The sequence below is a fragment of the Chitinophaga sp. XS-30 genome (genome assembly GCF_008086345.1).
Classification (GTDB): domain Bacteria; phylum Bacteroidota; class Bacteroidia; order Chitinophagales; family Chitinophagaceae; genus Chitinophaga.
In genome coordinates, this window is sequence record NZ_CP043006.1 from 2581670 (window position 1) to 2594945 (window position 13276).

General features: G+C 51.9%; 12 protein-coding genes. 3 read left to right on the plus strand and 9 right to left on the minus strand.

All coding sequences use genetic code 11. The features are described 5' to 3' along the window. Positions 1–58 precede the first annotated feature (58 nt). Positions 59–778, plus strand: coding sequence for a hypothetical protein (locus tag FW415_RS10615; RefSeq protein ID WP_148384573.1), 720 nt, complete (start codon positions 59–61; stop codon positions 776–778). 33 nt (positions 779–811) lie between these two features. Here FW415_RS10615 and FW415_RS10620 read toward each other — a convergent pair whose 3' ends face one another. The 7 genes from FW415_RS10620 to murC form a co-directional block, all read right to left on the minus strand. Beyond that, positions 812–1426, minus strand: a complete 615-nt coding sequence (locus FW415_RS10620; RefSeq protein WP_148384575.1) for a DUF4230 domain-containing protein — start codon at positions 1424–1426, stop codon at positions 812–814. A gap of 100 nt (positions 1427–1526) precedes the next feature. Continuing rightward, positions 1527–2174 (minus strand): DUF6597 domain-containing transcriptional factor, encoded by a 648-nt coding sequence (locus tag FW415_RS10625; RefSeq protein ID WP_148384577.1) that lies wholly within the window; start codon positions 2172–2174, stop codon positions 1527–1529. A 255-nt stretch (positions 2175–2429) separates the two neighbouring features. After that, complete coding sequence (locus FW415_RS10630; protein WP_148384579.1) at positions 2430–5258, minus strand: prolyl oligopeptidase family serine peptidase; 2829 nt, start codon at positions 5256–5258, stop codon at positions 2430–2432. 41 nt (positions 5259–5299) lie between these two features. Continuing rightward, the gene (locus FW415_RS10635) at positions 5300–6202 is read right to left on the minus strand and encodes a DMT family transporter (RefSeq protein WP_148384581.1); all 903 of its coding nucleotides are present in this window, start codon (positions 6200–6202) and stop codon (positions 5300–5302) included. Between the two features lie 45 nt (positions 6203–6247). After that, on the minus strand, positions 6248–6994 hold the full coding sequence (locus FW415_RS10640; RefSeq protein ID WP_148384583.1) for a polyprenol monophosphomannose synthase: 747 nt from the start codon (positions 6992–6994) through the stop codon (positions 6248–6250). Between the two features lie 70 nt (positions 6995–7064). Further along, on the minus strand, positions 7065–7841 hold the full coding sequence (locus FW415_RS10645) for a 3'-5' exonuclease (protein WP_148384585.1): 777 nt from the start codon (positions 7839–7841) through the stop codon (positions 7065–7067). Between the two features lie 12 nt (positions 7842–7853). After that, positions 7854–9212: a UDP-N-acetylmuramate--L-alanine ligase gene (gene murC, locus FW415_RS10650; protein ID WP_148384587.1), complete on the minus strand. Its 1359-nt coding sequence runs from the start codon at positions 9210–9212 to the stop codon at positions 7854–7856. Between the two features lie 167 nt (positions 9213–9379). Between murC and FW415_RS24970 the strand changes: the two genes are divergently transcribed. Both FW415_RS24970 and ytxJ read left to right on the plus strand, forming a co-directional pair. Further along, entirely contained in the window at positions 9380–9520 is a 141-nt protein-coding gene (locus FW415_RS24970) for a hypothetical protein (protein ID WP_168208766.1), read from the plus strand. Between the two features lie 3 nt (positions 9521–9523). Continuing rightward, positions 9524–9850, plus strand: a complete 327-nt coding sequence (gene ytxJ / locus FW415_RS10655; protein WP_148384590.1) for a bacillithiol system redox-active protein YtxJ — start codon at positions 9524–9526, stop codon at positions 9848–9850. A 259-nt stretch (positions 9851–10109) separates the two neighbouring features. Here the strand turns inward: ytxJ and FW415_RS10660 are convergent, their stop codons facing one another. Together FW415_RS10660 and FW415_RS10665 are read right to left on the minus strand one after the other, a co-directional pair. Continuing rightward, on the minus strand, positions 10110–11618 hold the full coding sequence (locus FW415_RS10660; protein WP_148384592.1) for a TlpA disulfide reductase family protein: 1509 nt from the start codon (positions 11616–11618) through the stop codon (positions 10110–10112). An 89-nt stretch (positions 11619–11707) separates the two neighbouring features. Beyond that, positions 11708–13240: a RagB/SusD family nutrient uptake outer membrane protein gene (locus FW415_RS10665; RefSeq protein WP_148384594.1), complete on the minus strand. Its 1533-nt coding sequence runs from the start codon at positions 13238–13240 to the stop codon at positions 11708–11710. Between the last annotated feature and the right edge of the window lie 36 nt (positions 13241–13276).

Below are 13276 nucleotides of genomic sequence, written 5' to 3' on the forward strand. Positions count from 1 at the left end.
TTAGATATTAGATTTTTTCGTAAATTCAGATAAGGCCTGCACAAATTGGTCAAAAGTTATGAAAGCATTGAGTGACACATGGTTCGCGGAAGGGTACATTGATTTTGAACTGAAGAAATACACCTTGCTCGCCTACCTGAAAGAGATCAATCAGTACTTCAACCGGAACATGTTATATCCGCAGCTTGGAGATGTCATTTTTCACTACAACAATCTCATCGCGTTCAGGGAAAACAAGCAGTATCTGCAGCAACAGTTTCCCAAGCGGCTGACGGCAGTTAACCTGGAGCGCCTGCAGGTTTTGTACGAGCAGATGATCGAGGACAATGAGCTGATGGATGAGTTGGAAAACATCATGCAGTACGCGCTCGGGAAGATGGACCGTACCATCAGGGAGGGAACGGAGATCTATGAATTTGTGGAGGAAAACCTGAACATAGCGCCGGTGGGGCTGATACCGCTGGATGTGCAGGAAGGGTACATGCTGCTGAATGACGGGCATTTCAGCGATACGCTGGTGTATCAATACCGCCTTACCATTTTTGAAAGGCATGACGAAAAATACAGGGGTATCCACACGCAATATATCAGCACTTATTCCCGCAGCCTGGCGCAGACGGACCAGCGTATAAAGACCGATCTGATCCGCCACCGGAAAGAGTTGCCCAACCCGGCGGTGTACACGGTGGAAACAGAATTGAAATTCCCTGTGGCGGAAACGCTGCTGCCAATAGCCAAGCGCTGCCTGGTGAAGTACATCACCGTCAATCGGGCGTGACCGATCCGTGTTTGCCGAAAGTGATGCCAGATGTCAGTCGAGCTTGACTGGCCGGGGGGCTTCATCCCCGAACCGGATATCTACCTCCAACTCAAAGGGCGCGTAGTATTGCGTAATGATCTTCCTGATCTTCTCCTTGCTCTGTTCGATGTACACTTTGTTGTCTTCCAGCTGCGCGCGGGAAGTTTCATAGAGTTTTTTCTGTACATCGGTATAAGTGTCATCGTCCGAGAACATCAGCCAGCCTTTCCTGTTGGCGGTTTCCATTTTATTGAGCCGCAGTTCGTAGCTGAGCAGCTGCGGAGCCGGCAGCCTTACCTGTACTTTTTTCTTGTTCACATTCACCTTGAAGTTCTGTTCATTGACATCCACACCGTACTTGGCAGTGTAGGGAACGGTTACCCAGATGGTGTTTTCGGCAAAGACCTTCTTCAGGTTGTCCGTCCAGTTACCGCTGTTCTCCACGTTACTGCGTTTGATGGATGCGCTGCCCTCCACTTCCAGGCTGGCCAGCTCTGCTATTTCCCGGACGATCAGGCTGTTGGACAGTACCTGTTCGTTCACCGTACGCGATCCTGACCACTGGCCGAGCCAGAAGACGAGGATGATAAACAGTATGATCACAAGCCAGGTAATGATCTTCTTCATCGTTTTGATTTTTTTTGTCCCGATACGATCTTAAAAATACAAAAACGCCGGTGCATTGTGCGATCCGGCGTTTCAAATATTCCATACTCTGTGCGTCTCTTTATGCGTACCGCTGTCTGCGCAGCAGGCGGGTGTACAGTTGCGGTGTGAGGCCTGTCACTTCCATGAACTGGCGTTCCAGGGTATGACGGCTGGTCTTGAAGCGCAATGCCAGTTCAATTACCTGCACCTGGCCGCGTTGTGCGGCAAGATAATCCACCATCTCGTCGATCTGGCGCAGGGATGTATTCTGCTTCGGCAGCAGATTTTCCAGCGCATTGTTCAGAATGCCGGCGATGGTATCCAGGTTGGAGGTCATATGCAGCTGGTTGGCGATGTTCTGCCATTGCATATCCACCTTGGTCAGGTCCCGGAAGTAATTGGTCACGGATTCCATGCTGATGCCCATCAGCCGGTGGCTGGCATATTCATTCAGCTGTACGATCACTGCATTGAGCGGGCCGTTCACACGGGCATTTACCGCGCAGGTGAAAGGGCCGGTCACCGCTGCTTCCGGTAATTCAAAGGAAGCATGATCGTTCGGTTTGAAAGACAGGCTGCCGTTCTGGGTGAATACCAGGTATTGCTTCCCTAAAGTAAAAAGCTTTTTCTGAGCGATCTCTGCAGCGGATGTGATGTTCTGCAGAACGATATACTTTTGCACCAGTGGTTGCAAAATTTCCTTTGGCTTCAGGATATAGGTGTTCATAGGCATTTGTTGCGGTTTATAATTTATCCTTCTCCGCTAAAACTTATGTAAATATACCAAAATTAGTATATGATATATCATTCTAATTAGAAATTTTCTGAATTAGTATGCAAAATATTGAAAATCTTTCAGTTAACAGGAGCATAACAAAGCCGGGCAGCAGAAGCCCAGCTTTGTTGTATAGATGCTTGATAATTAATCAGTTATAAAAATGATTGCTTGATTGTCAACATAGTAGAAAGCGGCTTGTCGTCATCAATCCACATAATCGAAGCCCCAGTTCTTTCCTTTTTCGATAGCCGGTACGCCCTTGCTGAGCCATACCGGTGCCGGCGCTCCTTTCAGGTAGTGATCGAAGAACTGCTGCTGCCGGATCTGGATGTCTTTCCGGTTGGCGCGCTGCATCAGGTTATGCGCATCATTGTTATAATTGAGCATCCATACGGGCTTGCCTAAACGGCGAAGGCCGGTGAACATTTCAATGCTCTGGTACCAGGGTACGGCGCCATCCGCATCATTGTGCATCAGCACCACCGGGGTGGTGACTTTCGGCAGATGGAACAGCGGTGAGTTTTCGATATACAATTCCGGTTTCTCCCAGAGGGTGGCGCCGATGCGGCTTTGCGTATGTTCGTACTGGAATTGCCTGTTCATGCCGCTTTCCCAGCGGATGCCGCCATAGGCGCTGGTCATATTGGCTACCGGTGCGCCGGCCCAGGCTGCCTTGAACAGCGGCGTGGCGGTAATGAGGTAAGCCACCTGGTAGCCGCCCCAGCTCTGGCCCTGGATGGCCATATTGCTGCGGTCGATCCAGGGGTTTTTAGCGAGGGCTTCGGCTCCGCTTACCACATAATCGTATGCGCTTTTGCCGGGGTGGCCGGTTTCATAACGGATGTCCGGCGCCAGTACAACATATCCGCGGCTGACGAAGAAGGTGATGTTCAGGCGGGAAGGGGTGGGTGCGGGCGCCTGATAGGTGTACAGGCCATCCGTGAGCCTTTCATAGAAGTACATCAGCACCGGGTACTTTTTCGCCGGATCGAAATCTTCCGGTTTGTAAAGGATGCCCTGGGTGGTTTTGCCGTTGTAGGTTTCCCAGGTAAACAACTCTGCGGTTCCCCAGTTGTATTCCGCCTGCTGCGGGTTCAGCCGGCTGAGGCGCTCCGCTTTGGCGATGTTTGCGCCGCCAAAGATATCCGGTGATTCATTGAAATTATGCCGCTGGAAGATGTACATCTCCGCGTCTTTTGCTTTTTCCGCGCCCGTGTAGCTGTAAGGCCCCATCACGATCTGTTGCGGTGCTTTTTTATCGTTCAGCTTCAGGGAATAGAAACCTCCGTAACGGGTGGAATCCTGCTGTGCGCTCAGCAGGAGGGTCTGTCGCGGTTTGAGGAAACGTTCCTCCCGGTCCAGCCGCACATTCCGCAGCACGGTTTTCGTCTGCCGGCCGAGGCCTTTTGTGATCATCACCGGGGCTTCCCTGCCGGAGGGATCTACCTGCCAGATGTCGTAACGGTCATTGAGATACACGTAGCGGTCGCCTTCCATCCAGCCGGTATAGCCATAGGGGCGGGGATCGTCGGGCATATCCATTTCTTCGTCCGTCAGCTGCACGGGAATGCTGCTGCTGATATTGCGGGTGTTGCCGGTAGCGGCTTCGTAACTGAACCAGCTCCCCTGCTGCATGTCGAACCACAACACATACCGGCCCTGTGCAGAGATGCTGAACATGCCATCCAGGTCTGCTTTCACCAGTTTGCGTTCCCCCGTTTGCGTGTTCACAAGGTAAGCGGATTTGTTGGTGCTGCCGGTCCATTGCATGGCAATGCGATGGTTGATATCTGTGGTGCCGAGCGCGTACAGCGCGTTCCCTTCGTCTGCGGTGACGAGGTTTTCCAGTTGCTCATCGGCCAGCTGTACCATGCGTTGATCTTTCGGGTAGTACACGGCGGTAAAATTCTTTTTCAGCTCCCTGTCCAGGTTCTTCAGCTGCATGGTTTGCAGGTAATCATCCTTATAATGCCAGATGTCTACTTTCGCTACTTCAAAATCTACGATGGTAGTATCTTTTGGAGCGGGGATGGGGGCGGTGCCGAAGAACAGTTTTTCACCGTTTTTGGAGAAGCGCGGCACGCCGTTGTCCGACACGCTCCAGTTTTTGGGCATGCCGGCAGTGGTGCGGGTAACGGCCATGTGCGCACTGTCCTGCCCGTTCCGGTAGTAATGCAGGGCATGGAATTTTTGCAGCGCCGCGGCACTGTCCCGGCTGCAAAAAAAGGCAAGCTGTGTTCCCTTTTCATCAAAAACGAACTGTACGAAGCTGCCGTGACCACGACTGAGGGTATCCGCCCTGCGCGCTGCCACATCCCACAGCCAGACGCCCGGCTCCGCCAGTGAATCCTTTTTGGGAGGATTGACAACGACCGCTATTTTGTTGCCCGGTTCGCTGAGGGTGTAACTGGCTACGCTGGTAATGGTATCCTCCACGCCGGTGCGCAGGTGGCGTATTACAAGATTTCCGGGGTCGGCACTGCCGGGTTTGCCGTCATCCGCATCGGCGGCGTCAATAATGCGCGGAATGGGTCTTTTCGGCCGGTCTTTTGCCGTATCCGCTTTGGGTTGCGCTATGAGGTACGCCAGCAGCCCGCTGCCTTTTTCGGGCGTTTTGAAGGATTTTACCGCGGGTATCCGGGTGATGTGGAAGCTTTCCAGGTCAATAATGCCCATGGAGTCTTTCGGCATTTCATCGGGTTTCTTTTTTTTGATCCTGCCCTGGCGCACTTCACTGAACAGCGGCTTGATGGTGAATACCACAAAGCGCGCATCCTGTGTGATAACAGGGCTTACGCCGCGCGGGACGGAGATCTCCCTGTCGTTTTTCAGGTTGCGCACCACGAGCGTGGCATCGCCTTCCTGCGGTGTGATGGTGTAAGCCGTCCAATGACCGTTGTCACTAATGGTTTTGACGCCAATGCTTTGCCAGCCGTCATAAACGGTATGGTCCAGCGGTTTCTTCGACTGAGCGGCTGCCATGACCGGCAGCAGGAGGAACAGGGATGCGGCCCGGCGAACAGATCGGATCATAAGCGAGATAATTTTTATTGGTTTAGACCGGCACAAAATAATCAATCCGGGCGGGAAGGGGCATGACTAGTTGATGAGCGGCTCTGGCGGTAGATGCGGACCATTTGGAGGGCCACCGAAAGCAGTATCAGCGCCAGCCCTGCATAGAAGCCGCCTTGCAGAAAGTCGTTTTCCCGGAAGATGACGAAAGCGAGGATGATGCTGTACAGCGGTTCCAGGCTGAAACAGAGATTAACGGTGAAAGGGGATATTTTCCGCAGGGCATTCACCATCAGCATATACATCAGAATGGTGCAGAACCAGGCCAGTATCAGCAGGTAACCGAAGTCCGGCAGCGAAGGCAGGAGAGAGGTCACCGGGAAGGCGTAAAGATAAAAAGGCATGAGGAGCGTCAGCCCCAGGAAACCGATGCCCAGCTCATAAAAAGTGATGTTCACCGCATCATGCATGACCACCAGTTTTTTGTTGAGTACGGTGAACAGCGCGGCGAACATAGCGGAAAAGATACCGAGGATGATGCCGGTGCGGTATTGCGTATCGAAATGAAAGATGAGCAGTATGCCGAAGACCGTCAGCAGGCTCAGCAGCAATTCTGTGCGGTCGAATTTCTTTTTGGTGATGAGCGGGTCAAAGATGGCGGTGAACAGGCTCATCAGGGAAAGGCATACTACGCCGATGGAAACGTTCGCATATTTGATGCTGCCATAAAAGAATATCCAGTGCAGGGCTACGATGAAACCCGTGCCGCCGATCTGCAGGAGGGCTTTTGCCGGGAGCTTTTTCAGCATGCCCTGCCATCTGTACAGGATGTACATCGAAATAACGGTGATCAGCAAACGATACCAGACGAGCATTCCCTCATTCAAGGTGATCAGTTTGCCGAGTATGCCGGTGAACCCGGCCAGGAATACGGAAAGGTGAAGTTGCAGTAACGCCCGTTTCATGAGAACTTAATAGTGAATATCAACAAGAGGACGTTCGGATATCGATCAGTTTGCGGAGGCCTTTCGTTGCTTTTTGCCTCCTGCCAGGCTTTGCCATTGTATCTTCAGCACGCCCAGGATGCCTTCTTTCACGATGCCTTTGCTCATTTTGGAGTAACCTTCTTTACGGTCTATGAATGTGATGGGCACTTCAGCGATCCGGAAGCCCAGCTTCCAGGCAGTGAATTTCATTTCTATCTGGAAGGCATATCCTACGAACTGTATCGCATCCAGATCGATCTTTTCCAGCACATGACGTTTGTAACAGACAAATCCTGCGGTAGCATCTTTTACGGGAATCCAGGTGATCAGCCGCACGTAGATGGAAGCACCGTAGGAAAGCACGGCCCTGTCCCATGGCCAGTTCTCTGTATTGCCGCCGCTCACGTACCGGGAGCCTACGGCAACATCCGCGCCGTCCTGCGCACAGGCGTTATGCAGGCGGATGAGGTCTTTCGGGTTGTGGGAGAAGTCCGCATCCATTTCCGTGATATACTGATATTCCCTTGCCAGCGCCCATTTGAAACCGTGGATATAGGCGGTGCCCAGTCCCAGTTTCCCTTTGCGTTCTTCGAGGAAGAGCTCTCCGGGATGCTTAGCCTGCAGTTCGCGCACGATATCGCCGGTGCCATCCGGGGAACCGTCATCTACAATGAGGATATGGAAACCCTGCTGCAAGGAAAAGACCGCATCAATGATCTGACGGATATTGTCTTTCTCATTGTAAGTGGGTATGATCACTAATTTTTCCAATTAGCTGTGCGTTTTTAGGATGGCGAAAATAGGGAATATCCTGCGCAAAATACCATGTTTTAACCAAACATTATGATTTTTTGAGCATCATACTGTGGTAGATCTCCGATAGTTTTTGTTTGGTGTTGAGCGGAAAATCGGCCTTCATCATCCAGTCGTAGTACTGCGGTTCCGATTTCAGCACATCCCTTACTGCGCGGCCTTTGTATTTGCCGAAGTTGAACATTTCCACACCATTCTGCATGATGATGCGGCGGGCAAAATCCACATAATCGTCTTCTTTGGTGAAGGTGGCCAGGGCATCTACGTCGGGTTTCAGCAAGGTTTCATAACGGGTCAGCTGGGCTTCCAGTATCTCGAAGGTAGCCATGGCATCCGCTTCGGCGCTATGTGCATTAACGAGGTCCTTATCGCAATAGAATTTGTAAGCCGCGCCGAGCGTACGTTTTTCCATCAGGTGGAAGATCTTTTGCACATCAACGAAGCGGCGGCTGTCCACTTCAAAGGTCTGGCCGGCGCGGAGGAATTCTTCCACCAGCATGGGGATATCGAAGCGATTGGAGTTGTAGCCGGCAATATCGCATTGTTCCATGAACTGTTTCAGCTCGTTGGAGACCTGTTTGAAGAGGGGCTGGTCTTTCACATCATCATCGGTGATGCCATGAATGGCGGTGGTAGCAGCGGGAATGGGTATGCCGGGATTGATGCGTTTCACCTTTGTCTGCACGGAACGGTCCGGCATTACCTTGATGATTGCAATTTCAATGATGCGATCTGTCGCCACATTGGTGCCGGTCGTTTCCAGATCAATAAAAGCCAATGGGCGTGTAAGTTGTAATGCAGACATGTTAAATGATTTCTATACCGATAAATATTTTTTCAGACCACCGAAATCCAGCCCTTCGTAATCGCCGGAGCTCATCATCAGGAGGTTGGTATTGTGGAGATCCTGTTTATCCAGGAACTGTTCGAGTTTTTTCTTTTCCGTCAGCACCGTCAGATCTTTCCGGGCGAAGCCTTCCCTGATCACTTCGGGCTCAAGGTAAGGCATACGTTTGATCTCCAGGGCATGGCCGCTGTAGAAAACGGCCGCCACATCGGCGGGATCGAGTGCGCCGGCGTATTGCACCATAAAACCGGCATTCAGGCTGCTGTAGGTATGCAGTTCCAGTACGGCAATCAGCTTCCGGTCCGGATACTGGTTCCTCAGCGCCTGTATGGTAGCTTTCACTTTGGACGGAGCATGGGCAAAATCGCGGTATATGGCTGTTTGTTCGTTCCTGGCCACCAGTTCCATTCTTTTGGCGGCGCCCTTAAAGGTAGCTATTGCTGCCAGAAAATCGATGTCACCGATGCCCAGCGTGCGGCAAACATGCAGCGCGGCATGGATGTTCAGCAGGTTATGCGCTCCGAAGACCATCAGGTCTGTGGAGGCATTGCCGAAGCGAACGCGGGTATGGCCGTTGATGATGGTATGTTCCGGCACTTCATAGGGAATGCAGTCCAGGTGGCCCGCCTCTTTGGCCACTAGGTCCCGGAGGGCCGTATCTGTATGGTTGTAGATCAGCTTGCCGCCCGGTTCCATGGTACGGATAAAAATGGCAAACTGTTCCAGGTAATTCTCAAAAGTGGGGAATACGTTGATGTGGTCCCAGGCGATGCCGCTCAGTACGGCGATCTGCGGATGCAGAAAGTGGAATTTGGGCCTTTTTTCCAGTACGGAGGCCGGATATTCATCCGCTTCACATACAATGAGCGGGGCATCGGTGACGTTTACGGACTGTGCAAAGCCTTCCAGCCGGGCGCCCACCAGGTAATCGAACCGGCGGTGGCATTGCTGCAGAACGTGCATGATCATGGCGGTAATGGTTGTTTTACCGTGGCTTCCTCCGATAGCGACGCGGGTTTTATCCCGGCTTTCCTGGTAGATATATTCCGGGAAGGAGTAGATCCTGAGGCCGAGGGATTGGGCTTGCTGCAGTTCCGGATTGTCTGCCCGGGCATGCATGCCCAGGATCACAGCATCGAGGTCAGGCGTGATGCGCGCGGGGTCCCAGCCCATATCCGCCGGCAAAACACCCGCTGCCGCGAGGTTGGAGCGGGCGGGCTCGAATATCTCGTCATCACTGCCGCTGACCGTATAACCCTTGTTCCTGAGGGCGATGGCCAGCTGGTGCATGACACTGCCGCCTATCGCTATAAAATGTACCTTTGCCATGGATTTTTATGCCCGGTGCTTTAACTTAGCTGTAATAACAGCCGGTTAACAACACATAGAGTTGTTTTTTTTAATATAAATTATATATTTGCAAAATAACATTACAAATTACGAATCACCAATAATCCAAGCCTATGAAATTTCGTTTATTCACTAAAATGCCGTTTATGAGATCAGGATACCGTACGATCGGTGCTATTTGCCTGATGGTAGCATTGGCTGCCATGTTTACTTCCTGTGCATCCCAGAAGCTGGGCTGTCCGATGAAGATCACCAAGGTACAATATGAAAAAGATAAAAACTGCTAGTTAATGACGTGGATTGATCTGGAAAGTGAAGCGCAATTGAAGTTGATACAGTCCCGTTCGTTTGATCATCCGGTAGTGATCTTCAAGCACAGTACCCGTTGCGGGACCAGCAGTATGGTAAAGTCCAGGCTGGACCGTTCCGCATTACCGGAGGGATATGAATTTTATTATCTCGACCTGATCCGTTACCGGTCAGTCAGCAACCAGGTAGCCGAGCTGTTTGAAGTGGAGCATGCATCGCCGCAGGTGCTGTTGATCCGTAACGGTGAATGTGTGTATGACGAGAGCCATATGGCTATCAGGATGGAGGAGCTGGTGGAGCAGCAGTAATTGTTAAAATATTGGGAACCGGGCGGGAGCCTGGTTTTTTTTGCATCATGGTTTCGGTATTGTTAATGTGATCATTACGGTATCCGAAACCATCTTTTTTTGTATAGGAGGCGGGTGCATCTGACGTATGGTATTTTGGTAATCAGCCGGTTGTTGGTTAATCCGTTAAATTTTTATGTAGCCTTATTGAGCCGGAAGATTAAAAATAGCTGCATGGAGCGGAATATATCCGGTTGGTCCCCATGCAGCCGGTTGCTGTTTATTTATCCAGCAGTTCTGTTATCATCAGTTCCAATGTCCGCTCATTATGTTCATCCGTCCGGAAGTTGGAGAAAATAATGTTCCCGTTCCGGTCTATCAGGTAGTTGGTGGGTGCGCCGCGGGCAGTGAGGTTGCCGCGTTTTTCCGGTTCATCGCGTACGGGCACGAAGGAATAGCCGCTTTGCTGCATGAAGGGCACTACATACGGGTCTTGCTCATGTACGATATTTATACCGATGTATGCCAGCTGGTCTTTGCTGAATTTCCGCACTACATGCTCGAAGTGCGGGAACTCGCCGCGGCAGGGGCCGCAGCCGGGAAACCAGTAAGTGACCAGCACCACTTTCCCTTTGAGATCGGGCAGTGAAGTTTTGCCGGAGGTCAGGTAATTATCCAGTGAAAAAGCGGTAGCGGGTTTGCCTGCGGACCTTCGCTTTTCCCATACATCAGCCTGAATGGCTGCATTGTCTTTCCCATTCCGGGCGGCGTAAACCAGCATATCCGCATACACATCATCGGTAGGCTCAACGGCATATTGTACCAGCAGGCTATCATATGCGGCTGCAGGCTGACCGGCCGCTGCTGCGGCTTTTGCTTTTTCTTTCAGCAATACGGTCTTTGACGCGGAATACCGGAGGGAAGGAGCGGTGTTTAACGTTTTCAGGGCTTCAGCGTATTTGCCGCTGGCAGAAAGCTTCCGGCCTTCCAGCAAAGCTGCGGCGATCTGCCGGCGTTGCTGCCAGCCCTTGATATCACGGAGAGAGTCGAGCTTTAACATGTCATCCGCCAGCGACCGGGCTTTTACAGGATCCCGTTCGATGAGAAATTCATAATAACCGGTCATGGTGCCTGCCGTCCAGCTGGATTTTGCAGGATCGAATTTTTTACGGGCCAGTTCGTACACGCTGGTTTTTACGACAGGATCTTTAGATCGATGAGCCAGCCAGTAAAGGGCCTGTGCGCCTCTTTCGGAACCGGGGAACCTGTCCGGCATGGACAGCATCAGATCATGATGCTTTGCGGAGTCCACATGTTCGAATGAGCTGGCATAATAGAATGCGTGATCCGGACTGGAGGGGTCTGCTTCTGTGGCCTTTTTCAGATAGCTGCGTCCTCCTTCGAAGTCGCCCCACCTTTCAGCATCTATCCACAGCATCTGCCAGGCCTTTCCGTTCTTAGGGTCCAACTCCACCGTTTTCAGCAGGTAGTCTTTGGCAGCCGGCAGTTCATGGCTATATAACGCTTCGGCATAGGAAAACGGGATCTCCACCATCTTCGGATGCGCTTTGATCCACTGGTCATATTGCTGCTTTACTTCCGGTTGATCCGCTCCGGCTGCCTTCAGGTAGGCTTTGTGCGCTTCGGTATTCCGCAGATCTTTCGCAACAGCTGCTTTCAGTTCCCTGATCTCTTCAGGAGTGGCTTTGGGCGCATTGGCCGGTGACTGGGCATTTGTGGCGGCATGAAGTCCGCATATGACGAATAATACTAAAATTATGCTACGCATGGAATGGGTTTTATTTGAATGAACAATGAAGCGGTCTTCCCGATGCCGGTATGATGCACCCGCACCGGGAGCGCTTTGAATGTTGATGGTCAGTAGGTGTTTTGCGTGATCTCGTCATTGCTGGCGATCATTTCTGTTCTGGGAACAGGTGCGGCAAAACGCCTCGAATTTTTAGGCAGGGTATATGTTTTCACGGGTTCCGAACTTTGCACGGCGGAGAAGTTGTACGGGTAGAAGTCACGGCTCAGCTCCACATCATCGGCCGGGTAATCATTGTTGTTGAACCTGCGGATATCTGTCCAGCGTTGCGTAAAGGGCAATTCGCGCCTTCTTTCCTGCAATACTTTGGCAATGGCATCGTCCATATTTGCTGCAGCAAGGTCTACCCAGGGACCGGCCTCCATGCGTTTTGCGCGCAACTGGTTCAGCACGGTCATGGCTTCGCCGGGTTTGTTCGTGCGGGCGAGGCATTCTGCTTTGACGAGCAGCATCTCCGCAACGGTCGGGCCGGAAGGCAGGCGGTCTTTATAAAAGAAAACATACCCCGGATAATCGTACGCCGGTTTGGTCATGCCGCGATCATAGGAATAGCCCTCTACCATATGATAGCGGTAACGGAGATCGTGATCCTTGTCATACAGGTCCAGCAGCGCCTGGCTGGGGATGTACCACCAGGATTCATGGCTCAGCATCCGGTAATAGAGAAACTCCTTCCAGCCGATCATATCCGTCTGGTCAGACTGGTTATCGTGCGTATAAGGGTATTCCAGCGTTACGGTCTGCGACTCCGGTGTGCCGGCATTGATGGTGATATTGGCGGGCCTTCCGTAGCGCATTTCCGTATTGTAGTCCACCAGGGTGCTGTATTCACCCAGCGAGGCATTAGCATGTTTCAGCGCTTCTGCATAGTTGTTGCGGGTGAGATAATACCTTGCGGCAAAAGCGTTCACGCCGGCCTTGCTGGCGCGCCAATGCCGCGGGCGGCCATCCTGCATGAGCGGTTGTGTGGTTTTCAGCGCTTCGGCAAGATCTGCTTCTATGAGGTTGTAAACCGTTTCCAGCGGCTGCCGTGCGAGCGGTTCCTCAAAGCTGGTGCTGACCTTTATGGGCAGCCCGGCTTCTGTTTTATTGGCGTCCGTATAGGGGAGGCAATAAGTGCAGGCCAGTTGGAAATAGCTGTAGGCGCGAACAAAATGTGCATCTGCTTTCACGATAGCTTTTTCTTCCGCTGTGCCGGAAACTGTTTCCAGCAGGCTCAATGCCATATTCGCGGTGAAGATCTTGCGGTATTCACCGCTCCAGAATCCTTCCCGTGTATCGTCCGGCAGATAGTCCTTATCCCAGGTGGCAAATTCCACCGCAGCCAGGGTAAATGTGCCGGGCCGCGCATTGTAGAGATCAACGGTCAGGCCGTAATCATCAGTGCTGTGGATAGCGGTACGGTTGCCTTCGTTGTAGAAGGAGATGAAGTTATTCAGCAAAGCATCCAGCTGGGATACGGTGGTTACCTCCAGTGAGGAGGTCTTGTTCGGACGTTCATCCAGGAATTTGTCGCAGGAAGAAAGGCCCAGCGCGAGCAGTAAAACGGAGGATTTGAATATATCGCTGTAATTGATCGTCATGAGTCTGATTTTAAAGTTTCGAAGTTCGTCCTGATG

Bases quoted from the DNA above. Each gene is read 5' to 3' on its own strand.
- ytxJ (WP_148384590.1), top strand. From the start codon at position 9,524: ATGACGTGGATTGATCTGGAAAGTGAAGCGCAATTGAAGTTGATACAG.
- FW415_RS10665 (WP_148384594.1), bottom strand. From the start codon at position 13,240: ATGACGATCAATTACAGCGATATATTCAAATCCTCCGTTTTACTGCTC.
- FW415_RS10660 (WP_148384592.1), bottom strand. From the start codon at position 11,618: ATGCGTAGCATAATTTTAGTATTATTCGTCATATGCGGACTTCATGCC.
- FW415_RS10615 (WP_148384573.1), top strand. From the start codon at position 59: ATGAAAGCATTGAGTGACACATGGTTCGCGGAAGGGTACATTGATTTT.
- murC (WP_148384587.1), bottom strand. From the start codon at position 9,212: ATGGCAAAGGTACATTTTATAGCGATAGGCGGCAGTGTCATGCACCAG.
- FW415_RS10635 (WP_148384581.1), bottom strand. From the start codon at position 6,202: ATGAAACGGGCGTTACTGCAACTTCACCTTTCCGTATTCCTGGCCGGG.
- FW415_RS10645 (WP_148384585.1), bottom strand. From the start codon at position 7,841: ATGTCTGCATTACAACTTACACGCCCATTGGCTTTTATTGATCTGGAA.
- FW415_RS24970 (WP_168208766.1), top strand. From the start codon at position 9,380: ATGAGATCAGGATACCGTACGATCGGTGCTATTTGCCTGATGGTAGCA.
- FW415_RS10625 (WP_148384577.1), bottom strand. From the start codon at position 2,174: ATGAACACCTATATCCTGAAGCCAAAGGAAATTTTGCAACCACTGGTG.
- FW415_RS10620 (WP_148384575.1), bottom strand. From the start codon at position 1,426: ATGAAGAAGATCATTACCTGGCTTGTGATCATACTGTTTATCATCCTC.
- FW415_RS10630 (WP_148384579.1), bottom strand. From the start codon at position 5,258: ATGATCCGATCTGTTCGCCGGGCCGCATCCCTGTTCCTCCTGCTGCCG.